The sequence below is a fragment of the Klenkia marina genome, assembly GCF_900101025.1.
In the GTDB taxonomy this organism is placed as follows: Bacteria; Actinomycetota; Actinomycetes; order Mycobacteriales; family Geodermatophilaceae; genus Klenkia; species Klenkia marina.
In genome coordinates, this window is the sequence record NZ_FMUH01000001.1 from 903,549 (window position 1) to 927,700 (window position 24,152).

General features: G+C 74.0%; 19 protein-coding genes and 1 tRNA gene. 11 read left to right on the plus strand and 9 right to left on the minus strand.

What is annotated here, in order from left to right; translation table 11 throughout:
* The first annotated feature begins 81 nt into the window (after nucleotides 1-81).
* A complete protein-coding gene (locus BLP29_RS04455) occupies nucleotides 82-705 on the plus strand; it encodes a DUF305 domain-containing protein (RefSeq protein ID WP_092800094.1) in 624 nt (207 codons plus the stop codon).
* A 165-nt stretch (nucleotides 706-870) separates the two neighbouring features.
* Entirely contained in the window at nucleotides 871-2,931 is a 2,061-nt protein-coding gene (locus BLP29_RS04460) for a heavy metal translocating P-type ATPase (RefSeq protein ID WP_092800096.1), read from the plus strand.
* Nucleotides 2,932-3,018: 87 nt separating this feature from the next.
* Here the strand turns inward: BLP29_RS04460 and chrA are convergent, their stop codons facing one another.
* The 3 genes from chrA to BLP29_RS04475 form a co-directional block, all read right to left on the minus strand.
* Complete coding sequence (gene chrA, locus BLP29_RS04465) at nucleotides 3,019-4,344, minus strand: chromate efflux transporter (RefSeq protein WP_092800098.1); 1,326 nt, start codon at nucleotides 4,342-4,344, stop codon at nucleotides 3,019-3,021.
* A gap of 178 nt (nucleotides 4,345-4,522) precedes the next feature.
* Nucleotides 4,523-4,963 carry a chromate resistance protein ChrB domain-containing protein gene (locus tag BLP29_RS04470; protein WP_092800100.1) on the minus strand — a complete coding sequence of 147 codons (441 nt, stop codon included), beginning with the start codon at nucleotides 4,961-4,963 and terminating at the stop codon, nucleotides 4,523-4,525.
* Nucleotides 4,960-5,481: a Chromate resistance protein ChrB gene (locus BLP29_RS04475; protein ID WP_207798286.1), complete on the minus strand. Its 522-nt coding sequence runs from the start codon at nucleotides 5,479-5,481 to the stop codon at nucleotides 4,960-4,962. Before BLP29_RS04475 ends, BLP29_RS04470 begins: the two co-directional genes overlap by 4 nt.
* A 114-nt stretch (nucleotides 5,482-5,595) precedes the next feature.
* Here BLP29_RS04475 and BLP29_RS04480 point away from each other — a divergent pair, with 114 nt between their 5' ends.
* From BLP29_RS04480 to BLP29_RS21205, 3 genes are all read left to right on the plus strand, one after another.
* Nucleotides 5,596-5,961 (plus strand): ArsR/SmtB family transcription factor, encoded by a 366-nt coding sequence (locus BLP29_RS04480; RefSeq protein ID WP_243469684.1) that lies wholly within the window; start codon nucleotides 5,596-5,598, stop codon nucleotides 5,959-5,961.
* Nucleotides 5,958-7,130: a cation diffusion facilitator family transporter gene (locus BLP29_RS04485; protein WP_092800104.1), complete on the plus strand. Its 1,173-nt coding sequence runs from the start codon at nucleotides 5,958-5,960 to the stop codon at nucleotides 7,128-7,130. The genes BLP29_RS04480 and BLP29_RS04485 overlap by 4 nt, the downstream gene beginning before the upstream one ends.
* Nucleotides 7,131-7,657: 527 nt before the next feature.
* Complete coding sequence (locus BLP29_RS21205; RefSeq protein WP_207798287.1) at nucleotides 7,658-9,316, plus strand: hypothetical protein; 1,659 nt, start codon at nucleotides 7,658-7,660, stop codon at nucleotides 9,314-9,316.
* 51 nt (nucleotides 9,317-9,367) lie between these two features.
* Here the strand turns inward: BLP29_RS21205 and BLP29_RS04495 are convergent.
* Nucleotides 9,368-9,454, minus strand: a tRNA-Ser gene (locus tag BLP29_RS04495).
* A gap of 92 nt (nucleotides 9,455-9,546) precedes the next feature.
* Between BLP29_RS04495 and BLP29_RS04500 the strand changes: the two genes are divergently transcribed.
* The gene (locus tag BLP29_RS04500) at nucleotides 9,547-10,677 is read left to right on the plus strand and encodes a glycosyltransferase family 4 protein (protein WP_092800106.1); all 1,131 of its coding nucleotides are present in this window, start codon (nucleotides 9,547-9,549) and stop codon (nucleotides 10,675-10,677) included.
* 154 nt (nucleotides 10,678-10,831) lie between these two features.
* Here BLP29_RS04500 and BLP29_RS04505 read toward each other — a convergent pair whose 3' ends face one another.
* From BLP29_RS04505 to BLP29_RS04520, 4 genes are all read right to left on the minus strand, one after another.
* On the minus strand, nucleotides 10,832-12,106 hold the full coding sequence (locus BLP29_RS04505; protein WP_092800108.1) for a fibronectin type III domain-containing protein: 1,275 nt from the start codon (nucleotides 12,104-12,106) through the stop codon (nucleotides 10,832-10,834).
* A 198-nt stretch (nucleotides 12,107-12,304) separates the two neighbouring features.
* The gene (locus tag BLP29_RS04510; protein ID WP_092800110.1) at nucleotides 12,305-13,159 is read right to left on the minus strand and encodes a MaoC/PaaZ C-terminal domain-containing protein; all 855 of its coding nucleotides are present in this window, start codon (nucleotides 13,157-13,159) and stop codon (nucleotides 12,305-12,307) included.
* The gene (locus BLP29_RS04515; RefSeq protein ID WP_092800112.1) at nucleotides 13,159-14,511 is read right to left on the minus strand and encodes a 3-oxoacyl-ACP reductase; all 1,353 of its coding nucleotides are present in this window, start codon (nucleotides 14,509-14,511) and stop codon (nucleotides 13,159-13,161) included. Before BLP29_RS04515 ends, BLP29_RS04510 begins: the two co-directional genes overlap by 1 nt.
* Nucleotides 14,512-14,525: 14 nt before the next feature.
* Nucleotides 14,526-15,800 carry an acetyl-CoA C-acetyltransferase gene (locus BLP29_RS04520; RefSeq protein ID WP_092800114.1) on the minus strand — a complete coding sequence of 425 codons (1,275 nt, stop codon included), beginning with the start codon at nucleotides 15,798-15,800 and terminating at the stop codon, nucleotides 14,526-14,528.
* A 64-nt stretch (nucleotides 15,801-15,864) separates the two neighbouring features.
* Between BLP29_RS04520 and BLP29_RS04525 the strand changes: the two genes are divergently transcribed.
* The 5 genes from BLP29_RS04525 to BLP29_RS04545 all read left to right on the plus strand — a co-directional run bounded on the left by BLP29_RS04525 (nucleotide 15,865) and on the right by BLP29_RS04545 (nucleotide 22,950).
* Nucleotides 15,865-16,581 (plus strand): TetR family transcriptional regulator, encoded by a 717-nt coding sequence (locus tag BLP29_RS04525; protein ID WP_092800115.1) that lies wholly within the window; start codon nucleotides 15,865-15,867, stop codon nucleotides 16,579-16,581.
* The gene (locus BLP29_RS04530) at nucleotides 16,578-18,632 is read left to right on the plus strand and encodes an acyl-CoA dehydrogenase family protein (RefSeq protein WP_092800117.1); all 2,055 of its coding nucleotides are present in this window, start codon (nucleotides 16,578-16,580) and stop codon (nucleotides 18,630-18,632) included. The genes BLP29_RS04525 and BLP29_RS04530 overlap by 4 nt, the downstream gene beginning before the upstream one ends.
* Nucleotides 18,633-18,727: 95 nt before the next feature.
* A complete protein-coding gene (locus tag BLP29_RS04535; RefSeq protein ID WP_092800119.1) occupies nucleotides 18,728-19,426 on the plus strand; it encodes a trimeric intracellular cation channel family protein in 699 nt (232 codons plus the stop codon).
* A 94-nt stretch (nucleotides 19,427-19,520) separates the two neighbouring features.
* Nucleotides 19,521-21,824 carry a putative bifunctional diguanylate cyclase/phosphodiesterase gene (locus BLP29_RS04540; protein WP_092800121.1) on the plus strand — a complete coding sequence of 768 codons (2,304 nt, stop codon included), beginning with the start codon at nucleotides 19,521-19,523 and terminating at the stop codon, nucleotides 21,822-21,824.
* A 61-nt stretch (nucleotides 21,825-21,885) separates the two neighbouring features.
* Entirely contained in the window at nucleotides 21,886-22,950 is a 1,065-nt protein-coding gene (locus tag BLP29_RS04545) for an EAL domain-containing protein (protein ID WP_092800123.1), read from the plus strand.
* 41 nt (nucleotides 22,951-22,991) lie between these two features.
* Here the strand turns inward: BLP29_RS04545 and BLP29_RS04550 are convergent, their stop codons facing one another.
* On the minus strand, nucleotides 22,992-23,912 hold the full coding sequence (locus BLP29_RS04550) for an aldo/keto reductase (protein WP_092800126.1): 921 nt from the start codon (nucleotides 23,910-23,912) through the stop codon (nucleotides 22,992-22,994).
* Nucleotides 23,913-24,152 lie beyond the last annotated feature (240 nt).

A 24,152-nucleotide genomic window follows, 5' to 3' on the forward strand; every position in this document is an offset into this window, starting at 1 on the left:
TACGGCTGACGGCGCCCGCTTTCGGCCACATCCGCTCGGGCCGAGCCCTGCGCTCGGCCACCCAATCCTCAGGAGACGATCGTGCGTTCCACCCTGCCCACCCGCACCACCCACCGCCGCACCGTCCGGCTGGCCGGCGTCCTGCTGGCCGGCGGCCTCGCCCTCGCGGCCTGCTCCAGCGGCGACGACCAGCCAGCCGCCAGCAGCTCGGTGCCGGCCCACGCCACCTTCAACACCGCGGACGTGACGTTCGCGCAGGACATGGTCCCCCACCACGAGCAGGCCGTCGAGATGGCCAAGATGGTCCCCGACCGGTCGACCAATCCGCAGGTCCTCGACCTGGCCCAGCGGATCCAGGCGGCCCAGGGCCCGGAGATCGACACGCTCAACGGCTGGCTGCAGGACTGGGGCGTCGCCTCCGACGAGGAGGACGGCGGGCACTCCGGCATGGACCGCTCCGGCATGGGCGGGATGATGAGCGCGGAGGACATGTTCGCCCTCCAGGACTCCTCCGGCACCGACTTCGACCGCATGTGGCTGCAGATGATGCTCGAGCACCACACCGGTGCGGTGGGCATGGCGCAGACCGAGATCGCCGACGGCGAGGACCCCGACGCCGTCGCGATGGCCCAGGACATCAAGACCCCCCAGAGCGCGGAGATCACCGAGATGGAGCAGCTGCTCCAGGACCTGTCCACGCAGTAGGTCCTCCGGTGGCCGGGGGCGTGCGCGTCCCCGGCACCGGAGCTCCGCCGTCGGCCGGTCGGCGACCCCCGCCGCCGAGTTCCTCGGCGACTGGTCAGGTATACCCCCCCGTGGTATACCGGAGCGTGTACGGCATACCCCCCCTAGGTATCAGGGAAGGCCACCATGGCGACCGACCACGCGCACGCCCCCGCCGCCCACGGCGACACCCACGAGGGCGCTCACTACGGGGCCCACGACGCGCACTCCCACCATGGGGGGCACGGGGACCACGTGGCGATGTTCCGCCGCCTGTTCTGGTGGAACCTGCTGCTGGCGGTGCCCACGGTGGCGCTGTCGACGATGTTCGCCTCGATCATCGGCTACCCGCTGCCCGGGGTGACCTGGGTCGGGTGGGTGTCACCCCTGCTGGGCACGGTCATCTACCTGTGGGGCGGGCGCCCCTTCCTCACCGGCGCCGTGTCGGAGATCCGGGCCCGGCAGCCGGGGATGATGCTGCTGGTCGCGCTGGCCATCACCGTCGCCTTCGTCGCGTCGTGGGCGGCCACGCTGGGGCTGGTCCGCCACGGGCTGGACTTCTGGTGGGAGCTGGCCCTGCTAGTGGTGATCATGCTGCTGGGCCACTGGGTGGAGATGCGGTCGCTGGCGCAGACAGCCTCGGCGCTGGACTCCCTGGCCGCGCTGCTGCCCGACGAGGCCGAGCGGCTGCGCGACGGACAGCTGGAGACCGTCACCCCCGACCAGCTGGTGGTCGGGGACGTGGTCCTCGTGCGCCCGGGCGGGCGCATCCCGGCCGACGGCCGCGTGGTCGACGGGTCGGCCGCGGTGGACGAGTCGATGATCACCGGTGAGTCCCGGGCCGTGCGCCGCGACGTCGGCTCGACGGTGGTGGCCGGCACGGTCGCCACCGACTCCGGCATCCGGATCGAGGTCACCGCGACCGGCGAGGACACCGCCCTGGCCGGCATCGGGAAGCTCGTCGCGGACGCCCAGGCCTCCGGCTCCCGCGCCCAGCGGCTGGCCGACACCGCCGCCGGGTGGTTGTTCTGGTTCGCCCTCGGCTCCGGGGTGGTCACCGCGATCGTGTGGTCGCTGCTCGGGTCCCCCGACGAGGCCGTCATCCGCACCATCACCGTGCTGGTCATCGCCTGCCCGCACGCCCTCGGGCTGGCCATCCCCCTGGTCATCTCCATCGCCACCGAGCGCGCCGCCCGGGCCGGCGTCCTGGTGAAGGACCGGGTCTCCATGGAGGCCATGCGCTCCGTGGACACCGTGCTGTTCGACAAGACCGGCACCCTCACCCTCGGCCGCCCCACCCTCACCGCGGTCCAGCCAGCCGACACCGGCGCCGACGAGGAGCAGGTGCTGGCCTGGGCCGCGGCCGCCGAAGCCGACTCCGAGCACCCGCTGGCCCGCGCCGTCGTCCGAGCCGCCGCCGACCGGGCGGTGACCGTGCCGGCCGCGACCGGCTTCACCTCGTCGCCGGCCGTCGGCGTGCAGGCCACCGTCGACGGGCGCACCGTCGCCGTCGGCGGGCCGGCCCTGCTCGAGCAGACCGGCGCCCACGAACTGCCCGTCGCCGACCAGTGGCGTCAGGACGGCGCGATCATCCTGCACGTCCTAGTCGACGACCAGGTCGCCGGAGCCCTGGCTCTGGCCGACGAGGTACGAGCCGAGTCCCGGGCCGCGGTCGACCAGCTGCGCGCCCGCGGCGTCGAGGTCGTCATGATCACCGGCGACGCGCAGGCGGTGGCCGCCTCGGTCGCCGGACAGCTCGGCATCACCCGCTGCTTCGCCGGAGTCCGCCCCGAGGACAAGTCCGCGACCGTCTCCGCGCTGCAGGACGAAGGACGCCGCGTGGCGATGGTCGGCGACGGCGTCAACGACGCCCCCGCACTCGCCCAGGCCGACGTCGGCATCGCCATCGGGGCCGGCACCGACGTCGCGATCGCCTCCGCCGGCATCGTGCTAGCCAGCGAGGACCCCCGCTCGGTCGTCTCGGTCATCGACCTGTCGACCGCGACCTACCGCAAGAGCATGCAGAACCTGGCCTGGGGAGCCGGCTACAACCTCATCTCCGTCCCCCTCGCCGCCGGCGTCCTCGCCCCGATCGGCTTCGTCATGCCCATGTCGGCGGGAGCCCTGCTCATGTCCGCCTCCACCGTCGTCGTCGCGCTCAACGCCCAACTGCTCCGCCGCCTCAATCTCCACCAGCGACCCTCCTGAGTCAGGTCGCGACGCCTCGGGTTTCGGTCGCAGTTCTGGGCTGCATCTCGTAGGACCGAATACCGGGGTTCGTGGTCGTCGCGAGGGTCAGATGACGGGCAGCCCGGCGAGGCCGGCGGCGAGGCCGAGGAGTGCACAGATGCCGAGGGTCTTCAGCACCGACAGCTTGACCCGGAACAGCAGGACCGCCGCGACGACGGTCAGGACGACGGCGACCGGCCGCAGGGTGCTGACGTCGGGTAGTTCGAGGGCGATGGGTCCCCAGCTGACGCGACTGCTGTCGGCGAAGAGGGTGTGCACGGCGAAGTAGACGCCGAGGTTGGCGATGACGCCGACGACGGCGGCGGTGATGCCGGTGAGGGCGGCGGACAGCGTGCGGTTGCCGCGCAGCCGCTCCATGTAAGGAGCGCCGAGCAGCACGAACAGGAAGCTGGGCACGAAAGTCACCCAGGTGACCAGCAGCGAGGCCAGGACGGCGGCCACCCACGGGTCCAGGTCGCCGGGGGCCCGGTAGGCGCCGAGGAACGCGACGAACTGCACGACCATGATCAGCGGCCCGGGTGTCGACTCGGCCAGCGCGAGGCCGCGGACCATTTCCCCCGGGGACAGCCAGCCGTAGACGGTGACGGCCTGCTGGGCGACGTAGGCGAGCACGGCGTAGGCGCCGCCGAAGGTGACCACCGCGGCGCCGGAGAAGAACAGGCCCTGCTCGGTCAGGGTGGAGTGGGCGCCGGTGAGCACGGCGACGATCACCAGCGGCACGCCCCAGGCGATGAGCCCGACCACCAGGGTGCGCAGGGTGCGCCCGGCGGAGGGGGTCTCGGTGTGCAGGGCGTCGTCGGAGATGACCGGCGGTGGACCGTCGTCGACGGCGGCGGCCTTCCTCCGCTCGCGCAGCAGCCCGGGCCGGAACCGGCCCATCGCCCACCCGGCAGCACCGGCCAGGGCGACGACGACCGGGAACGGCGTACCGAAAAGCGTGAGTGCCACGAAGGCCGCGACTGCGATGGCGACCAGAGCCGGGCTGGTGAGTGCCTTCTTCCCGACCCGGGTGACGGCCTGGGCGACCACGGCGAGCACCGCGGGAGCCAGGCCGGCGAAGACAGCGAGGACGGCGGTGGTGGTGCCGAAGGCGACGTAGATCGCCGACAACACGAGCAGGGCGAGCAGGCCGGGCAGGACGAACAGGCCGCCGGCGACCAGGCCGCCGCGGGTGCCGTGCAGCAGCCAGCCGACGTAGGTGGCGATCTGCTGGGCCTCGGGTCCGGGCAGCAGCATGCAGTAGTTCATCGCGTGCAGGAACCGGCGTTGCCCTATCCAGCGCTTCTCCTCGACCAAGGAGCGCTGCATCACCGCGATCTGCCCCGCAGGACCGCCGAAGGTTTGCAGCGAGATCAGGAACCACGCCTTCACCGCAGCCGAGAACGGGACGGTGGTCTGCCCCGTCGGGCTGCCCGACCGGGGTGCGCCGGGTACCCGCGCGGGGTCTGGGGTCTGCGCGGTGTCCGGCGTCGCGGCCGGGGGCGTAGCGGGATCGATGGTCACGGTGATTCCTCGTGGCCGTGGGCAGCTGCCCGGGTACGGGAGGGGGTCAGGCGGGTTCATGGCCGCGCAGCAGCCGCTGGCGGTGGTAGGCGTGCAGGCCGTCGAACACGGCATCGGTGACCGCGAGGGTCTGCTCGTCGGTGCCGCTCATCGACAGCCCCCGCACCACGGCGTCCATGCCCGGCGCCTCGGGGGCGTCGAATGCGTCGTCGTCGAGGTCGGCCACGTGCACGATCTCCGCGATCCGCCACAGCACCGGGTCGTGCAGCTCGTGCACCCGCAGCAGGGTCTCGAAGGTGCAGTCCTCCCCCCGGTGCCCGAAGCCGACGCCGGGGACGTCGAACAGCACCAGGTCCGGCGGCAGCGCGGTCGGGTCGGACCAGTCCTCCAGGAAGACGAACTCGGCCGCGGGGTCGATGTGCCGGCGGATCAACCACGCGCAGGCCGCTCGGTCGATGTGCACCCCGGCCCGGGTCGCCCACCTCATGCCCGGCTCGTCGAGCCGGTGCCGGTCTGCGTGACGGGCAGGGTGCCACCGGCGGAGCGGCCGAGCTCGGCTACGGCCCGTTCGGCGTCGTCGCGCTGGGGCGGTGAGGTGAAGTCCCGGCGGGTCACTGCTCGCAGCTCACGGCGCACCCGCCGGAGCTCTCGGGTTCGGTCTTCCTCGGCCAGCTCTGCTGCCTCGTGGGCGGCGACGGTGAGGGAGTCGTACTCGGCAGCGCGTGCGGCGGCCATCTCGGCCAGCAGCTGCTGCTCGTGCTCTGCCGTCAACGCCCGGGCCAGCCATACCCCAGCGCGACCGCCGGCGGCCACCACGTCAGCGGCGATCCACTCGAGCTCCTCGCGGGTGCGGGCGTCTGCGGGCAACCCGACGACCCCGTCGCCGAAGGAGGCCACGCCCATGCGGCGAAGCCGACGCCAGACTGTGGTCCGAGGCCCTGAGGGCTCGCGCGGGAGGCGGTGGCTGAGCACCACCCATTCGCGGTCCGTCGTCTCGCTGGTCACATCCAGATGCAACCACAGTTGCCTTCAGGTCTGCACAGCTGGGGTGCGCCTCGACCCACCACGCTTCTGCCTTGGTATCCGCGTATGCGTGCGGAAAGCAGGGATGTACGGCCGGTGCTGCCGGCTGAACAGGTCGACCTGGCAGTGGAGACCTTTCGAATGCTGTCCGACGCGACCCGCATCCAGCTGCTGTGGGCGCTGATCGGGCAGGAGCTGTCGGTCAACGACCTGGCCGCACGGGTGGGCAAGACCCCCGGGTCGGTGTCCCAACACCTGGCCAAGTTGCGGATGACCCGCCTGGTGCACACCCGCCGAGAGGGCACGCAGGTGTTCTACCGGCTGGAGAACGACCACATCACGCAGCTGATCACCGATGCGGTGCACAACGCCGACCATCTGGTGTCCGCGAGCCCTGACCACCACCGCGCCGAGGCCGGCGTCCGGGCGTTGCCCACCGCCGAGGGTGGTGCCACACGATGACCACGCCGAGCAGGTACAACAACCCCGACCCAGGTCGGCGCGAGCACACCGACGGGCATGAGCCCCGCACGACAAGCGACCACGGCCACGCCGCCGGCCACGGCCACGACACCGGCCACGGCACCGGCACCGGCACCGGCACCGGCACCGACCACGGACACCTCGAGCACGGTCACGAGCACCCATCGGGCATCCGCGGATTCATCCTCGGCCTGATCAAGCCGCACAGTCACGACTCTGCCGACTCTGCGGACTCCGCGCTGGAGGCCAGTGCTGAGGGCATCCGGGCGCTGAAGATCAGCCTGGTCGTGCTGCTGCTGGCCGCGCTCGCCCAGGCTGTGGTGGTCTGGTTCACCGGGTCGGTCGCCCTGCTCGCCGACACCGTGCACAACTTCTCCGACGCCCTGACCGCTGTCCCTCTGTGGATCGCGTTCATCCTCGGTCGGCGCGCGGCGTCCCGGCGGTACACCTACGGCTACGACCGCGCCGAGGACCTCGCCGGCATCTTCATCGTCGCCATGATCGCCCTGTCAGCTGTCCTGGCCGGTTGGGAATCGGTCCGCCGGCTCATCGACCCCCAGCCCATCACCAACGTGGGCGTCGTGATCACTGCCGGCCTCATCGGCGCTGCGGGCAACGAGCTCGTGGCCCTCTACCGCATCCGGGTCGGGCGCCGCATCGGCTCAGCCGCCCTCGTCGCCGACGGCCTGCACGCCCGCACCGACGGCCTCACCTCGCTCGCCGTTGTCATCGGCGCGATCGGGGTCGCCGCAGGCTTCCCCCTTGCCGACCCGATCGTCGGCCTGGTCATCACCGTAGCCATCCTCATCGTCCTCAAGGGCGCCGCCCGCGACGTGTACCGCCGGCTCATGGACGCCGTCGAACCCGAGGTCCTCGACGCCGCCGAAACCAGCATCCGCGCCACCCCCGGGGTGCTGGACGTCGAGCGACTGCGGGTGCGCTGGACCGGCCACCGGATCCGAGCCGAGGCCGCCGTCACCGTCGACGCCCAGCTCACCGTCACCCAGGGCCACGACATCGCCGTCGACGTCCACCACCGCCTGCTCCACGACGTCCCCGAGCTCATCGATGCCACCGTGCACGTCAGCCCAGCCGCCCACGGGGCCGACCCGCATCACGTCCTGGCCCATCACCACGTGCCCAACTGAAGGTTTCGAACCGGGTTGGGGAATCGACTCGGTAGGACCGCATACGGGGTTTCCTGGTCGGTACTCGTCGGAACCACCGTCATCCCCGTCGAGCACCGCCGCGGACCCGGTGGCACCGGCACGCCGACCACCTGATCGAGCGGGTCGGTGCTGGCCGAGGCGGTTCTGCAAGCCGATGTCGGAACGGGTAGGCAGCCCGGTTGCGTCGGCTCCTGCACCGGGGTTCGCGGCCATCGACAGTCGACCCACGTCGCCGTCGTCGACGCCGCCGGGTGCCCGGCGGTCTCCCGGACGACGTACGTGCTGCTCAGAGCGGAGGGCGAGGGGCTCGAACCGTGCCGACCCCGACGCCACGTGGGCCGCCGCCCAGGCCGCGGTCGAGGCGGTCGCGGCGTCCATCGGGCACGACCGGGCGCCGGCAGCAGCGGTACGGGTGAGGTGGACCCACGGGCCCGGTGCCCCGTCGCCCCTCGTCTGCCGATACCACCCTCGTGGTGCAGATGGACCGTCGCAGGCGGACTTCGTGGTTGGCCCTCCTCGTCGTGGTCTGGTCGGTGCTGATCGGCCTCGTCGCGCACCCGGTGAGCGCCGCCCCCGTGGGGGTGCCGGTCGGAGGAGCCGCCGGCACCGTGGTCGCCTGGGGGAACACCGCCGGAGGGCACGCCACCGTGCCCCCCGGGCTCTCGGACGTCTCTGCGGTCGCCGCCGGCGACGCCCACACCGTGGCGCTGCGGTCCGACGGCACCGTCGTGGCCTGGGGGTGGGACTTCTACGGGCAGGCCACCGTCCCGGCCGGGCTGACCGGCGCCGTCGCCGTCGCCGCCGGCGGCAGCCACACCCTGGCGCTGAGGTCCGACGGCACCGTGCTCGCCTGGGGCGACAACAGCTACGGGCAGACCACCCTCCCGGCCGGGCTCACCGGCATCACCGCCATCGCCGCCGGCACCACCCACTCGGCGGCCGTGCGGTCCGACGGCACCGTCGTCGCCTGGGGGAGCAACCTCGCCGGGGAGACCACCGTGCCCGCCGGGCTGACCGACGTGGTCGCCGTCGCCGCCGGGGGCCTGCACACCGTCGCGCTGAGGTCCGACGGCACCGTCGTCGCCTGGGGGTTCAGCGCTCAGGGGCGGACCAGCGTGCCGGCCGGGCTGACCGACGTCACCGCCATCGCCGCCGCCGGCGACAGCCAGCACACCCTGGCACTGCGGGCCGACGGCACGGTCGTCGCCTGGGGCGTGGACGACTACGGGCAGGCCACCGTCCCGGCCGGGCTCGACGGCATCACGGCCATCGCCGCCGGCCGCTTCCAGTCCGTTGCGTTGCGGGCCGACGGCACCGTCGTGGCCTGGGGCGACAACCGTTGGGGGCAGGCCACCGTGCCGGCCGGTCTCAGCGGCGTCACGGCCATCGCCGCCGGCCGGGTCCACGTGGTGGCCCTGCGGCGGCAGTCCCCGGTGCTGACCGCGTCGACCCCGCCCGCGACCGGGACGGCCGGCGTCGTCTACGCCGGGTACGCCTTCGCGGCGACCGGCACACCGGCGCCCACCTTCACCGTCGACACCGGAGCCCTCCCGGCCGGCCTCGCACTGTCCCCCGCCGGGCTCCTCTCGGGTACCCCCACCACCGCCGGCGTCGCGACCTTCACCGTCCGGGCCGGCAACGGCATCGGCAGCCCGGCGGTCAGCGCGCCGGTCACCATCACCGTCGCCCCCGCACCCGTCACCAGCCCTCCGGTGACCGGTCCCGCGCCGTTCAGCCCACCGGCCACCCCACCGACCGGCGACGGCACCCTCGTCGTCACCGGCACCACCGGCGTCGCGACCACCACCGCCGCGGCCGGCACCACCACCGTCCTGAGGGCCGACGGCTACGCCCCGGCCACCACCGTCACCTTCGTGGCCTACTCCACCCCCACCGTCCTGGGCACCGCCACCGCCGACCACGCGGGGACGGCCACACTGCCCGCCGTCGTCCCGGTGACGCTCGCCGTCGGCACCCACACCCTCGTCGCCTTCGGCACCGCCCCCGATGGCAGCTCCCGCGCGACCACCGCCACCATCACCGTCACCCCGGCCGAGCTCGCCGACACCGGCGCCGACCTCGACGCCCTCCCGGTCGGCCTGGTGCTCCTCCTCGCCGGGTCTGCCGCCCTCGTCCTGACCCGAGGACGCAGCGCCACCGCCTGACCCCTGGGCGGCGTCCAAGCCGCACCGGGCCAGGTGGCTGCGCCATGGAAGCGGAGGGCGAGGGATTCGAACCCTCGAGGAGCGTGAACCCCTAGCAGTTTTCAAGACTGCCGCCATCGGCCACTAGGCGAGCCCTCCCGGCCCGGGCAGCCTAGCCCGCCGCCGGATCGGCACCCGGCCGTCGACGCACGGACGACCGGGCGTCACCCCGCCCGGCTCTGCTGGGCACCATGCGCGTGGCACTGGTCTCCGAGACCTTCACCCCGGCGGTCAACGGCGTCGTCACCTCGGTCCTGCGGGCCGCCGACCACCTCGCTCTGCGCGGGCACGAACCGGTCGTCATCGCCCCCTCGGGCACCGACTACGAGACCCGGTGCGGTGCCGTCGTCGCGGTGCACGCCGTGCGGTCGGTGCGACTGCCGCGCTACCGCGAGCTGCCGCTGGCCGCCCCGACCGGCGAGGTCGGCGAGCTGCTGGACCGCGTGCGCCCGGACGTCGTCCACCTGGCCTCCCCCGCCGTCCTGGGCTCGACCGCCGCCCGGGCGGCGCAGCAGCGCGGCATCCCGGCGGTCGCGGTCTTCCAGACCGACCTGGCCGCCTACGCCGGCCGGTACCGGGTGCCCGGCGGCTCCGGCACGACCTGGCGCTGGCTGCGCGCCCTGCACGACCGAACGGCGCTGACCCTCGTGCCCTCCTCGGCGACCATGGCCCAGCTGCGCCGGCACGGCATCGGCCCGCTGGCGCTGTGGGCCCGCGGCGTCGACCTCGAGCAGTTCGCGCCCCGGCACCGCTCGTCGGCCCTGCGCGCCCGGTTGGCCCCGGGCGGCGAGCTGCTGGTGGGCACCGTGGCCAGGCTGGCGGTGGAGAAGCGGTTGCACCTGCTGGGCCCGCTGTCGGAGCTGCCCGGGGTCCGGCTGGTCGTGGTCGGGGACGGTCCGCAGCGGCGCGCGCTGCAGCGGGCCCTGCCCCGGGCGGTGTTCACCGGGCGGGTGGTCGGGCCCGAGCTGGGCGCACTGGTCTCCTCGCTCGACCTGCTGGTGCACCCCGGTGCCGACGAGACGTTCTGCCAGGCGGTGCAGGAGGCGCTGGCCGCCGGCGTCCCCGCCCTGGTCGCGGCGTCGGGCGGGCCGCTGGACCTGGTGCGGCACGGCGAGAACGGCTGGCTGTGGGCCGGTGACGACCCCCATGTGCTGGCCGCGCTGGTCGAGGGCCTGCGCGACGACCCGCTGGCGCTGCGGGCCGCGGCAGGCCGGGCGCGCGCCTCCGTGTCGCACCGCACGTGGGGCCGCCTGGGCGACGAGCTGGTCGGCCACTACGACCGCGTGCTCGGCCGCGCGACGGTGCACCCGCTGGCCGCCTGACCCCGCCCGCCCTCCCCTGCCCCCTCGTTGATCTTGCAGAACGACAACGCCGCCACGCCGGTGGACGGCGTGGCGGCGTTGCACATCTGCAAGGTCAACAGCAGACGGCCCCGCCCCCCGGGTGGGGGACGGGGCCGTCGTCGGGTCGGGCAGGTCAGACGGTGGTGCTCCGGCGACGACCGCCCAGCACCAGGCCGGCGCCGGCCAGCACGACCAGGCCACCGCCGACCGCGACCGGGACGGCGTCGAAGCCGGTGACCGCGAGGGTCGCCTGACCGCCGCTCACCGTGACCGTGATGACCAGGTTGCGGACGTTGCCGTCCTTGTCCACGCCGGTCGCGACCAGGTGGTGGGTGCCGTTGACCAGGTTCGCCGGCACGGTGACCGTGGCGGTGAAGGTGCCGTCGGAGGCGACGACCGCGCTGCCCAGGTCGACCGGGGTCGAGAACATGGTCAGCCGGACCACGGAGCCCGCCAGGAAGCCGTCGCCCTTGAGCACGACCTGCGTGCCGGCGGTCAGGGTGGAGATCGGACCGGCCGGGCCCTGGATGTCGCCGTCGTCCTTCGTCGGGACGGCGGTCGGCGCCGGGGCGCTGACGGCACCGGAGCGCACGGACGCGCGCTCGCCGCCGTTGAACTGGGTGTCGAAGGCGATGATGGAGATCCCGTAGTCACCCGCGGTGGGCAGCGCGAACGTGCACGTGTGCACCGTGGGCTCGACCTCGCACTCAGGCCCGCCCGACTGCGCCCCGTCCTCGCCCCAGCTGACGCCGTAGGAGGCGATGCCGTACGTGCCAGGCGAGGTCGGGTCCGCCCAGGTGACCGTGACGCCGGTGAGGCTGCGGGTCACCTGCACCCCGGTGACCGGGCCGACCTTCTTGTAGGCGGGCGCGGTGACGCCGTTGCTGGGGTCGCTCGCGCCCGATGCGTTCACCGCCCGCACCTTGGTCGTGTACTCCACGCCGTTGGTCAGGCCGGTGACGGTGCCGTACGTGCGGTTGTTCTTGACCTGCACATCGCTGAGGGGGGCCCAGTGCGCGCCGTTGTCGATCGTGTACTCGAACGACGTGGCCAGGTCCGGTGCCACGCTCTGGTCGACGAAGTTGTAGCGCAGCCCGCCGTCGATGCCCTCGGGGAAGCCGTTCAGGTAGGGGGCGGCCGGGGCGGCGGCGGCGACCTCGCCGCCCGGTGCCGTGGTGTCGGAGGACGTGGTGCCCGACGGGCTGCTCTCCGAGGACGGGCTGGACTCCGCCGGGGCGGTGCCGTCGACCGGGGGCAGCGGCAGCTGGGGCAGCGGCTCGATGATGGAGGGCGCCGGGGCGACCTCGTCACCGGCGAGGGCGATGCCGGGCATCGCGAGGGTGGAGAGGCCGACGACACCGGCGGCGGCGAGCCCCAGCACACGGCGGGACACGAGGGACGAGCGCATGGAGGGAACTCCCCGAGATGCCCGGGACGCCGGGTGACGGCGTCACCTTCTGGACGCACCGATCCCATCGGCAGCTTGGGAGCCCCCTGTGACCACTCCGGCGTCCTCCTCCACGCAAGTCCGTCCTCCTCCAGCAACTCCGGTGGAGGAGGACGGACTCTCGTGCACCCCCCTGATCGACGATGAGCAGGCGAGGGGCTACAGGGGGCGGACGGTGGCGAGCACGTGGTCGGTGCCTGCCTTCGCACCGCGGACGGCGAGGTCCCAGCCGCCGTCGCGCTGGCCTGTCGACAGGGTGACCGTCGAGGGCAGGAACAGCGGCTTCCGGAACGAGACGTCCATCGAGTACGACCCGGGCAGCCGGCCACCCAGCGCGGCCAGCGCCCGGGCCTTGACCCACATGCCGTGCGCGATGGCCCGCTTGAACCCGAACGCCTTGGCGGTCAGGCCCGAGAGGTGGATCGGGTTCACGTCGCCCGAGACCTTGGCGTACCGGCGCCCGGCGTCGTCGGGCACCCGCCACACCGCGGCCTGCGCGACGTCCCCGATCTCCAGGTCCGGGACGTCGGGCACCGGACCTGCGGGCGCGTACGCTCCCCGCGCCAGGTAGGTCGAGCGGCCGCGCCACACCTCGTCACCGCGCGAGCGCACCGAGGCGACCAGGTCGACGGTCGCGCCGCTGCGGTGCGGGGCGAACCGGTCGGCCCACACCTCGAGGTCCAGCTTCTCCGACACCGAGACCGGCCGGACGACGTCGACCCGGTTGCGCACGTGCACCAGCCCGGGCAGGGCCAGCGGGAACGACCGGTCGGCCATGAGCGCGACCTGCAGCGGGAACGTGAGCACGTGCGGGAACGTCGGCGGGAGGGTGTCGCCGAACCGGAACCGGCAGACCTCGGCGTAGTCGGCCACCTGCTCCGGGTCGACCTCGACGGCCACCCTGGTCAGGTGGGTGTCGGGCAGCGAGCCACCCCGGCCGCGCGCGGTCAGCGCGGCCTGGGCGAACAGCTTCCCCATCGACGGCGCCGAGGGGAGGACGACGGGCGTACCCATCAGGCGCCCAGCAGGTTCTGGCCGCAGACCCGCAGCACCTGGCCGTTGACCCCGGCGCTGGCCGGCTGGGCCAGCCACGCGATGGCCTCGGCGACGTCGACCGGCAGACCACCCTGCTGCAGCGAGTTCAGCCGGGCGCCGACCTCGCGGGTGCCGAACGGCATCTTCGCGGTCATCTCGGTGACGATGAACCCGGGCGCGACCGCGTTGATGGTGGCCCCGCGCGAGGCGAACTCCGGCGCCCACGAGCGCACCATGCCGATCACGCCGGCCTTGGACGCCGAGTAGTTGGTCTGCCCGCGGTTGCCGGCGATCCCGGACTGCGAGCTGACCGCGACGATCCGCGCGCCGGGCTTCAGCGCGCCCTCGGCGTCGAGCAGGGCCTGGGTCATGTCCAGCTGCGCCTGCAGGTTCACCGCGAGCACCGAGTTCCAGCGGGCGGCGTCCATGTTGACCAGCAGCTTGTCGCGGGTGATGCCGGCGTTGTGCACGACGACGTCCACCCCGCCGTGCCGCTGCACGACGTGCTCGACCAGGCGCTGCGCGGCGTCGGGGGCGGTGATGTCCAGCTGCAGCGCCGTCCCGCCGATGCGGTTGGCCACCTGGGCCAGCGCCTGGCCGGCGGCCGGGACGTCGACGGCGACCACGTGGGCGCCGTCCCGACCGAGGACCTCGGCGATCGAGGCGCCGATGCCCCGGGCCGCCCCGGTGACGACGGCGACCTTGCCGGCCAACGGGGTGGACCCGCCGTCACCGGAGGGCACGTCGGCGGCGCTCAGCGTCACGGTCTGGCCGTCGACGTAGGCCGACCGGCCGGACAGGAAGAACCGCAGCGGCCCGGGCACCGATGCCTCGGCGCCGGCGGGCACGTACACGAGGTTGGCGGTGGCGCCGGCCCGCAGCTCCTTGGCCAGCGACCGCACCAGGCCGTCGAGGGCCTGCCGGGCCGCGGCCAGCGCCGGGGACGGCGCCTCGCCGGGCACCTCGCCCAGGACGACGACCCGGCCGTTGGTGCCCAGCCGCTTGACCGCGGGGGCGAGGAAGTCGTGCGCGGCGGCCAGGTCGGCCGGGGTGGTCACGCCGGTGGCATCGAGGACGACGGCGGCCACCTTCGCGCCCTTCTCCCCGTCGGCGGTGACCGGGGAGAGCACGGTGACGCCGTCCTCCTTCAGCACCGACTCGACCTCGGCGCGCAGCCGGCCCTCGCCGGCCGAGCCCACGAGGGCCGGGCCGTCGAGCAGCGGCTGCCCGGGTGAGTAGCGGCGCAGCCGCACGGGCCGGGGCAGGCCCAGCTGCTTGGTGATCGTGCTGCCGATGCCGGAGTTGGCGAAGTCGCGGTACCAGTCGCTCATGGCGGTGTCCCTTCTCAGCTCTCGAGGATGGCGACGACGCCCTGGCCGCCGGCCGCGCAGATGGAGATGAGCCCGCGCTTCCCGGGCCCGAGCTCGTGCAGCATCTTGGCCAGCGAGGCGACGATCCGGCCGCCGGTGGCGGCGAACGGGTGCCCGGCGGCCAGCGACGAGCCGTTGACGTTGAGCTTGGACCGGTCGATCGGGCCCAGGGGCGCGTCGAGACCCAGCTTCTCCTTGCAGAACCCCGGGTCCTCCCATGCCTTCATGGTCGAGAGCACCGTCGAGGCGAAGGCCTCGTGGATCTCGTAGAGGTCGAAGTCCTGCAGCGTCAGGCCGTTGCGGGCCAGCATCACCGGCATGGCGTAGGCCGGGGCCATCAGCAGGCCCTCCCCGCCGTGCACGTAGTCGACAGCGGCGGTCTGCGCGTCCACCAGGTGCGCCCACACGGGCAGGTTGTGCTCGGCCGCCCACTCGTCGCTGCCGAGCAGCACCGCGGAGGCGCCGTCGGTGAGCGGGGTGGAGTTGGCCGCGGTCATCGTGGCGCCCTCGCCCTTCCCGAACACCGGCTTGAGCGTCGCCAGCTTCTCCAGCGACGAGTCGGGGCGCAGGTTGTCGTCGCGGGTCAGGCTCAGGAACGGGGTGACCAGGTCGTCGAAGAACCCGCGGTCGTAGGCGGCGGCCAGGTTGTGGTGGCTGGCCACGGCGAGCTCGTCCTGGGACTCGCGGCTGATCTCCCACACCTTCGCGGTCTGCGCGGCGTGCTCGCCCATCGACAACCCGGTGCGGGGCTCGACGTTGCGCGGCTGGTCGGGCACGAGCTGGCCCGGCCGGATCCGGCCCAGCAGCTTGAGGCGGTCGGGCAGGGTCTTGGCGTTGTTCGCCGCGATCAGCACCTTGCGCAGGTCGTCGTTGACCGCCAGGGGCGCGTCGGAGGTGGTGTCGGTGCCCCCGGCGATGCCGGACTCGATCTGGCCCAGAGCGATCTTGTTCGCCACCAGGACGGCGGCCTCGAGGCCGGTGCCGCAGGCCTGCTGCACGTCGTAGGCCGGGGTGGACGGCGACAGCTGCGAGCCCAGCACGGCCTCGCGGGTCAGGTTGAAGTCGCGGGCGTGCTTGAGGACGGCGCCGGCGACGACCTCGCCGACCTGCTCACCGGCCAGACCGTGCCGGGCGACCAGCCCGTCGATGGTGGCGGTGAGCATGTCCTGGTTGCTCGCGCGGGCGTACTTCTTGTTCGAGCGGGCGAACGGGATGCGGTTCCCGCCGACGATCGCTGCCTTGCGGGTCATGGGGGCCTCCGGGGCGCGCTGGGTGGCGTTGTCGGTACCGACGGTATCAGGTACCGTCGTTCACATGAAGTCGGAGGCGGTGACCCCGCCCACTCCAGCCAGCACCGTCCCGCGACGGCGCGACCGCCGCGACTCCAGGTGGGACGAGCACCGCCGCGCCCGCCGCGAGCAGCTGGTCGCCGCCACCGTCGCGGCGGTCGGCGAGCACGGCCCCGGGGTCGGCATGGAGCACATCGCCGCCGCCGCCGGCACCAGCAAGACCGTCGTCTACCGGCACTTCGCCGACCGCGGCGAACTGCACCTGGCCGTCTGCGCCCGGGTGGCCGAACAGCTGCTCGACGCCCTGCGCGCCGCGATGACCAGCACCGACAAACCGCGGCAGATGGTCGCCGCGGCCATCGACACCTACCTGGCGTTCATCGAGGCCGACCCCGAGCTGTACCGGTTCGTCGTGCACGCCCCGGCCGAGCGCGAGCCCGGCGCCGACCCCATCGCCGGGCTGTCGGAGCTGGTGGGCGACCAGGCCACGGCACTGGTCGCCCTCGCCCTCGAGCAGGCCGGCCGGCCCGTCGCCGCCGCCGAGCCCTGGGGCCACGGCCTCGTCGGCCTGGTCCGCGCCGCCGGCGACCGCTGGCTCGGCGGCAGCGCCCCCATGCCGCGGGCCGAGCTCACCGCCCACCTCACCGATCTCGCCTGGGCAGGCCTGTCCGGCGTCGTCCAGCCCCGCACCACCACACCCCGCACCACCACGCAGCGCCCCACCACGGAGGGATCCCGATGACCAGCACGCAGCAGTCCCTGACCCCGGTCGACCCCGCGCGCCTCACCGAGGTGCTCGACGGCCGGTGGGCGCACGTGCGCCGCGACGCCCGCGACCAGCTCGGCGAGCAGAAGTACGCCCCGGTGTACGGCGAGACCGGTGCCGAGGCCCGCGAGCGCATCACCGGCCTGCTCAAGGACCTCGCCGCCACCGGCCGCACGCGGCTGGGCTTCCCGAAGGCCTACGGCGGCGAGGAGGACTCCGGCGCCTCGGTCACCTCGATCGAGATGCTGGCCTACGGCGACCTCTCGCTCATGGTCAAGGCCGGGGTGCAGTGGGGCCTGTTCGGCGGCGCCGTGCAGCTGCTGGGCAGCGAGCGCCACCACGAGGCCTACCTGCAGAAGATCATCGACGCCGACCTGCTCGGCTGCTTCGCGATGACCGAGACCGGCCACGGCTCCGACGTCCAGCAGCTGCGCACCACCTGCACCTACGACCCGGCGACGCAGACCTTCGACCTGCACACCCCGCACGAGGCCGCGCGCAAGGACTACATCGGCAACGCCGCGAAGGACGGCCGCATGGCTGTCGTCTTCGCACAGCTGGTCACCCAGGGCCAGCGGCACGGCGTGCACGCCTGGCTGGTGCCGATCCGCGACGAGGCCGGCAACCCGGTGCCCGGCGTGACCATCGGGGACGACGGCCCGAAGGCCGGGCTCAACGGCGTGGACAACGGCCGGCTGAGCTTCGACCACGTCAGCGTGCCGCACGACATGCTGCTCGACCGCTACGGCCAGGTCGCCGAGGACGGCACCTACACCTCGTCGATCGAGAACGAGACCCGGCGCTTCTTCACCATGCTCGGCACCCTCGTGCGCGGCCGCGTGAGCGTCGGCGGCTCGGCCGGCTCGGCCACCAAGCTGGCCCTGCAGATCGCCACCCGGTACGGCGACCAGCGGCGCCAGTTCGCCGCCCCCGGCGAGGACCGCGAGATCGTCATCAACGACTACCTCGTGCACCAGCGCAAGCTCCTGCCGGCGCTGGCCAAGAGCTACGCCCTGCACTTCGCCCAGGAGGAGCTCACCTCCACCATGCACGACGTGCAGGGGGCTGCGGACGTCGACGAGGTCGCCCAGCGCGAGCTCGAGTCCCGCGCCGCCGGGCTCAAGGCCGCCAACACCTGGCACGCCACGGCCACCATCCAGATGTGCCGCGAGGCCTGCGGCGGCGCCGGGTACCTGGCGGAGAACCGGCTGCCGGCCCTCAAGGCCGACACCGACGTGTTCACCACCTTCGAGGGCGACAACACGGTGCTGCTGCAGCTGGTCGCCAAGGGGCTGCTCACCGGCTACCAGGACTCCTTCGGGTCGCTGGACAGCTGGGGCAAGGCGCAGTTCGTCGCCGACCTGGTCAAGGAGACGGTGCTCGAGCGCACCGCCGCCCGCGGCCTCATCGCCCGCCTGGTCGACGCCGTCCCCGGTCGCGACGAGGAGGTCTCGCTGCTGGACCGCGGTTGGCAGCTGAAGATGTTCGAGGACCGCGAGAAGCACACCCTCGAGGGGGCGGCCAACCGCCTGCGCAAGGGCGCCTCGAACAAGGAGAACCGACTGTTCGACGTCTTCAACGACGTCCAGGACCACGTGCTGCGGACGGCGACCACCCACATCGACCGCGTGGTGCTGGAGGCGTTCGTCGCCGCCGTCGACCGCACCGCCGACCCGGCGGCGAAGGCGCTGCTGGCCAAGCTGTGCGACCTGTACGCGCTGAGCACCATCGAGGCCGACCGCGGCTGGTTCCTCGAGCACGGCCGGCTCACCCCGGCCCGGTCCAAGGCGGTGACCAGCGCGGTCAACGCCCTGCTCAAGGAGCTCCGGCCGCACATGCGCACGCTGGTCGACGGGTTCGCCATCCCCGACGCCTGGGTGCAGTCGCGCATCGTGCGCGAGGAGGGCCCGCGCCAGGACGCCATGGCCGCCGAGGACGCGCGGGTGCGCGCCGTCCACGGGGAGGGCTCGGCCGTCGACACCCCCGACGCCACGGCCGTCGACCTGGAGATGGCCCCCGCCCAGTAGCCCACGCCCGGGGTATCGGAAGCTCCACCTCCTCGATCCACCCCGATGGGCGGGGTAGAGCTTCCGATACCCGGGGTGGGCGGGAGGATGACGCGGTGAGCGCCGCTGCCGACGTCCTGCGCATCCCGGTGGCGGTGGACCTCGCCGCCGTCGTCGTCGGAGCCCTCACGGGTGGCCTGCTGGCCGCCCGTGAGGGCTTCGCGCTGTCCGGCGTGCTGCTGCTCGGGGTCACCGGTGGTCTGGGCGGCGGTCTGATCCGCGACGCGCTCATGGGCGTACCGGCCGTGGCGCTGACGAACCCGGCCTACCTGCCCGCGGTGGGGATCGCGGCGATGATCACCTTCTTCTTCTCGGGCTGGCTCAACCGCACCACCGGCCTGCTCAACACCCTCGATGCCCTGAGCCTGGGCTTCTTCACCGTCATCGGCGCGCAGAAGGCCCAGCTGGCCGGGCTGCCGGTGGCCAGCGTCGTCTTCCTCGGGGTGGCCACCGCGGTGGGCGGCGCGGTGATCCGCGACGTGCTGCTCGCCCAGCGGGCCGACATCGTCCAGCCCGGGCCGTACAACGCCGTCGCCGCGCTCATCGGCGCCTCGGTGCTGGCGGTGCTGTCCGGGCCGCTGGACCTCCCGCTGCTCCCGGTCGCCGGCATGACCATCGCGCTGGTGGCCGGGCTGCGGCTGCTGTCGGTGCACCGGGGCTGGTCCGCGCCGGTCGCCATCGACCTGCCCCTGCAGGCCCGCACCCGCTGGACGCAGCGCCGCAGCCGCGGCGGCCCTCCCGATGACCCGGAGTAGCGGAGCGATCACTCCCTAGAGGGATGCGTCGTGCACGACCCACCGGGAGGATGACCCCGCCGGCATCCGGGCCGGAGTCGCAGGAGGAGACCTCATGGAGCGGGGACACCGCGCGGCCGGACCACCCTCGTGGGCCGTCCTGGCCTCCGTCGCCGTCGTCCTCGCCTACCTGGCCGCCCTCGCGCTCTCGCCCGCCGACGTCTTCGAGCGCTACACCTCCAACCTCGTCCAGGCCGCGGCCGGGCTGGTCGCCGCCGTCCTCGCCGCGCGGCGGGCGCGGGTCTCGACCGGGCGCTCCCGCTGGTCGTGGGCCTGCCTGGCCGCCGGCACCGGCGCCTGGACAGCCGGGCAGGGCTGGTGGTGCTGGGTGCAGGTCGTGCAGGGCGGCGAGGCACCCTTCCCGTCGGTCGCCGACGTCGGGTTCGTGGCCTTCCCGCTGCTGGCCGGGGCCGCGCTGCTGCTGCAGCCCACCGCCGACGGCTCGGTGGGCCGGGTCCAGCGGGGCCTGGACGCCGCCATGACCTCGGCCGCCGTCGGCCTGGTCAGCTGGGAGACCACCCTGGGCGCCGTCGTGGCCACCAACACCGGCGACGACCTGCTCACCGGTGCGCTGCTCGTGGGCTACCCGGTGCTCGACGTCCTGCTGGTCGTGCTCGGCGTGCTCACCCTCGCCCGGGCCACCGGCGACCGGGTGCCCACCGCGCTGGTGGTGCTCGGGCTGCTGGCCTTCAGCGTCTCCGACAGCGCGTTCGCCTACGTCGCGGCCGCGGGGAGCTACGACGGCAACCTGCTCGACCTCGGCTGGGTCAGCGGTTTCCTGCTGATCGGGCTGGCCGCGCTGCGCACCCCGGCGGCCCCGGGGACGGCGAGCACCCAGCGCGAGCGCGCCCGGCGGATCTCCCGGGCCGACTTCCTCCCCTACGTGCCGGTCGCCGCGGCGCTGGCGATCACCACGATCCTGGTGGTGGCCGGCCGCACGCTGAACCGCTGGGAGCTGCTCACCGCCGGCGTCGTCATCGCGCTGCTGCTCACCCGCCAGTACGTGGCCCTGCGCGACAACGGCCGGCTCGCCCTCGAGCTGGCCACCCGCGAGGCGGAGCTGCGCCACCAGGCCTTCCACGACGGGCTCACCGGGCTGGCCAACCGCGCACTGTTCCTCGACCGGCTCGCCCACGCCCTGGCCCTGCACGCCCGCGACCTGCGCCCGGTCGCCGTGGTCTTCCTCGACCTCGACGACTTCAAGGTCGTCAACGACACCCTCGGCCACGCCGTCGGCGACGAGCTGCTGGTGCGGGTGGCCGAGCGGCTGACCGGCGCCGTGCGCACCGGGGACACCGTGGCCCGCCTGGGCGGCGACGAGTTCGCCGTCCTGCTCGAGGACGGCGGCGACCCGCTGCCGATCGCCGCCAAGGTCGCCGACGCCCTGGTCCCGCCGTTCACGCTGGCCGGGGACGTCGTCGACGTGCACGCCAGCGTGGGCATCTGCGAGCTGTCCCCGCACGACGCACCGCTGGCCGCCGACGAGCTGCTGGCCCGCTCGGACACCGCCATGTACGCGGCCAAGCGCTCGGGCAAGGACCGCATCGTGTCGTGGTCGTCGGGCATGAGCCTGGCCGAGCTGCAGGACGAGGAGCTGCGGGCCGCCCTGCGCGCCGCCATCGACGACCGCAGGGTGCGGCTGGCCTACCAGCCGATCGTCGAGCTGGACACCGGCCGCGTGATCGGCCTGGAGGCCCTGGCCCGCTGGCGGCACGAGGGCCGGGATGTCCCGCCCGACGTGTTCATCCCGCTCGCCGAGCGCACCGGCCTCATGACGGCGCTCACCGCCGACCTGCTCGAGACCGCCTGCGGCCGGTTGTCGGCCTGGACGATGCGGCGCGCGGAGCCGCTGGCCGTGCACGTCAACGTGGCCCCCAGCCAGCTGGTCGCACCCGGGTTCGTCGGCACCGTCGCCGCGCTGGTCGCCCGCTACCGGCTCCGTCCGGGCGGCCTGGTGCTGGAGATCACCGAGTCGGGCATCTTCGCCGACCTCGACGCCGCCCGGCGGACCGTCACCGAGCTGCGCCAGCTCGGCGTCGGGGTCTCCCTCGACGACTTCGGGGTCGGCTACTCCTCGCTGGCGCAGCTGAACTCCATGCCGCTGGACTCGGTCAAGATCGACCGCTCGTTCCTGGCCGGCATCGACACCGACCCCCGCCAGGCCACCTTCCTGCACGCGGTGCTGCGGTTGGCCGAGGAGATCGACCTCCCGGTCGTCGCCGAGGGCGTCGAGCGGCCCGCCCAGCTCACCCTGCTGCGCGCGCTGGGCTGCCGGCACGCCCAGGGCTACCTGCTGGGCCGTCCGGTCGACCCCTCACTGGTCCCGGGCCTGCTGGGCGGGGTCCCCGTCCCGGTCTGACCTCCCCCCTGCGGGGGACGCCGGGGTCAAGGCCGGCGCACCGGGCGACGATCCCCCGGGCGTGACCGACCTGTTCGAGCCCACCCGCCGCGCCGACTGCCGCCCGCTGCTGGCCGACCCCGACGACCTGGCCGTCGTGCACTCCCCCGTGCTCGACCTCGTGTCCGGTGAGGTCACCGGCTGGTCGGCCGCCGCCCGCTTCCCCGGTACCGCCACCCCCGACGTCTGGTTCGCCGCCGCGCACGACGCCGGCCTGGCCGCCCCGGTGCAGGCCCTGCTGCTGCAGAACGCCCTGGCCACCCGCCCCGACGGCGGCCGGGTGCACGTGCCGGTCGACCCGTGGCTGCTCGGCGCCCCGGTGGTGCACGCGGCCCTCGACGTCCCCCTCGACGGCGTCGTGCTCGAGCTCACCGACAGCAAGGTGGACGACGACGCGGCCCTGCTGCGCCGCTGCGCCGTGCTGCGCGAGCGCGGTGCGGCGGTGGGTGCGCCGGCCCCGCTGGTGGCCCGTGTGCCCCAGCTGCCGGTGGACGTCGTCGTCCTGCCCGCCGACCTCGTGGCCGGGCTGGCCGGCGACCCCCGGCGCACCGCCGTGGCAGCCGGGGTGCTGGCCTACGCCGAGCGGGCCGGCGCCACCGCGCTCGCCGACGGCGTCGAGACCGACGCCGAGCTCACCGGCCTGCTCGACCTGGGCGTGCACGCCGCCCGCGGCTGGCTGGTGGGCCACCCCGCCGACGGCTACGGCCCGGCCGCCGCCCGGGTCGTGCGGGCGCTGCACGCCCGTGCCCGCACCGCCGACCTGGACCGCACCCTCGCAGGCCTGCTGCGCCCGGTGCGCACCTGGTCCCCCGGGCGCGACGACCGGCAGCTCACCCCGCCGGTGCTCGTCCTGGACGACGCCGGGCACCCCTCGGCGCTCTCGCTCGTGGACAGCCGGACCGGCGCCTGGTTCGAGGCGCCGGCCACCCTGGTGCTGACCGCCGACACCCCCGTCGACGAGGCGCTGCGCCGGGCCCTGGGCCGTCGTCCGGCCCTGCGCTTCGACCCGGTGCCGGTGCTGGACGGCGGCCGGGTGGTCGGTCTGGTGCGGGTGGAGGACATGGCCGCGGCAGCGGTCGTCGGGTAGCGCCGCGGCAGCGGTCGTCGGGTGGCGCCGCGGCAGCGGGGTCAGGCCGAGGCGGCGTCGAGGGCGTCCCGCTCGTCGTCGGTGAGCCGCAGGTCGAGCATCGGCAGCAGGTCGGCCAGCTGCTCGACCGAGCGGCCGCTGGCGATCGGGGCGACCACCGTGGGCCGGTCGGCCAGCCAGCGCAGCGCCACCGCCGAACCGGTGGTGCCGTGCGCGTCGGCGACCTCGGCCAGTGCGGCCAGCACCCGGTCACCCTTCTCGCCCACGTAGGCCGAGGCGCCCTTGGCGCGCGGCGAGTCGATGCTCTCGCCGGCCCGGTACTTGCCGGTCAGGAAGCCCTTGGCGAGCGAGAAGTAGGGCAGCGTGCCCAGCCCGCGGTCGGCGACGACGGCGCGCAGCTCGTCCTCGTAGGCCGCGCGCTCCATGAGGTTGTAGTGCGGCTGCAGCGCGACGTAGGGCGCCAGCCCCTGCTCGCGCTGGATGGCCAGCGCCTGGTTCAGCCGGGCCGCCGAGTAGTTCGACGCCGCGACGTGGCGCACCTTGCCGGCCTGCACGAGCTCGTCGAAGGCGGAGAGCGTCTCCTCCAGCGGCGTGGTCTCGTCGTCGTAGTGGGCGTAGTAGAGGTCGATGTGGTCGGTCTGCAGGTTGCGCAGCGACCGCTCGGCGGCGGCCCGGATCTCCGGGGCGCTCAGCGGGTGCTCCTTGTCCCCCGGCGAGGCCTTCGTGGCCACCACGAGCCGGTCGCGCCCGTGCTCGACGAGCCACCGGCCGAGGATCTGCTCGGACAACCCGTTGCCGTACATCTCGGCCGAGTCGACGAACGCCGTCTGCGTGCTGGGCACCGCGTCGACGAAGCGGTCCAGCAGCGCGTGCGAGGTGGCCTCGTCGGCGGTCCACCCGAACACGTTGCCGCCGAAGCAGAGGTCGCTGACGGTCAGGTCGGTCCCGGGGAGAAGTGGCATGGGTCAACCATAAGGAGGGCCGACGGGTGCCGCAGAGGGGTGCATGGGCCTCCTGGGGCCAGAAAAGCCTGTCGATCCGGGCCTGCGACTGGCCAGACCGCGTCCCGGCATGGCAACGTGCCGGGGGTCCCTGACCGGCGACCGCGTCGGCCAGACCGCCCGCGACGGGGTCGGACCCCGTGCGGATGCCCCGAACCCGGGGAGGGCCCGCCGTCCCGGCGGGCCGCGCAGACCACCGAG

Bases quoted from the DNA above. Each gene is read 5' to 3' on its own strand.
- BLP29_RS04460 (WP_092800096.1), top strand. From the start codon at position 871: ATGGCGACCGACCACGCGCACGCCCCCGCCGCCCACGGCGACACCCAC.
- BLP29_RS04470 (WP_092800100.1), bottom strand. From the start codon at position 4,963: ATGAGGTGGGCGACCCGGGCCGGGGTGCACATCGACCGAGCGGCCTGC.
- BLP29_RS04485 (WP_092800104.1), top strand. From the start codon at position 5,958: ATGACCACGCCGAGCAGGTACAACAACCCCGACCCAGGTCGGCGCGAG.
- BLP29_RS04500 (WP_092800106.1), top strand. From the start codon at position 9,547: ATGCGCGTGGCACTGGTCTCCGAGACCTTCACCCCGGCGGTCAACGGC.
- BLP29_RS04505 (WP_092800108.1), bottom strand. From the start codon at position 12,106: ATGCGCTCGTCCCTCGTGTCCCGCCGTGTGCTGGGGCTCGCCGCCGCC.
- BLP29_RS04510 (WP_092800110.1), bottom strand. From the start codon at position 13,159: ATGGGTACGCCCGTCGTCCTCCCCTCGGCGCCGTCGATGGGGAAGCTG.
- BLP29_RS04515 (WP_092800112.1), bottom strand. From the start codon at position 14,511: ATGAGCGACTGGTACCGCGACTTCGCCAACTCCGGCATCGGCAGCACG.
- BLP29_RS04520 (WP_092800114.1), bottom strand. From the start codon at position 15,800: ATGACCCGCAAGGCAGCGATCGTCGGCGGGAACCGCATCCCGTTCGCC.
- BLP29_RS04525 (WP_092800115.1), top strand. From the start codon at position 15,865: ATGAAGTCGGAGGCGGTGACCCCGCCCACTCCAGCCAGCACCGTCCCG.
- BLP29_RS04530 (WP_092800117.1), top strand. From the start codon at position 16,578: ATGACCAGCACGCAGCAGTCCCTGACCCCGGTCGACCCCGCGCGCCTC.
- BLP29_RS04540 (WP_092800121.1), top strand. From the start codon at position 19,521: ATGGAGCGGGGACACCGCGCGGCCGGACCACCCTCGTGGGCCGTCCTG.
- BLP29_RS04550 (WP_092800126.1), bottom strand. From the start codon at position 23,912: ATGCCACTTCTCCCCGGGACCGACCTGACCGTCAGCGACCTCTGCTTC.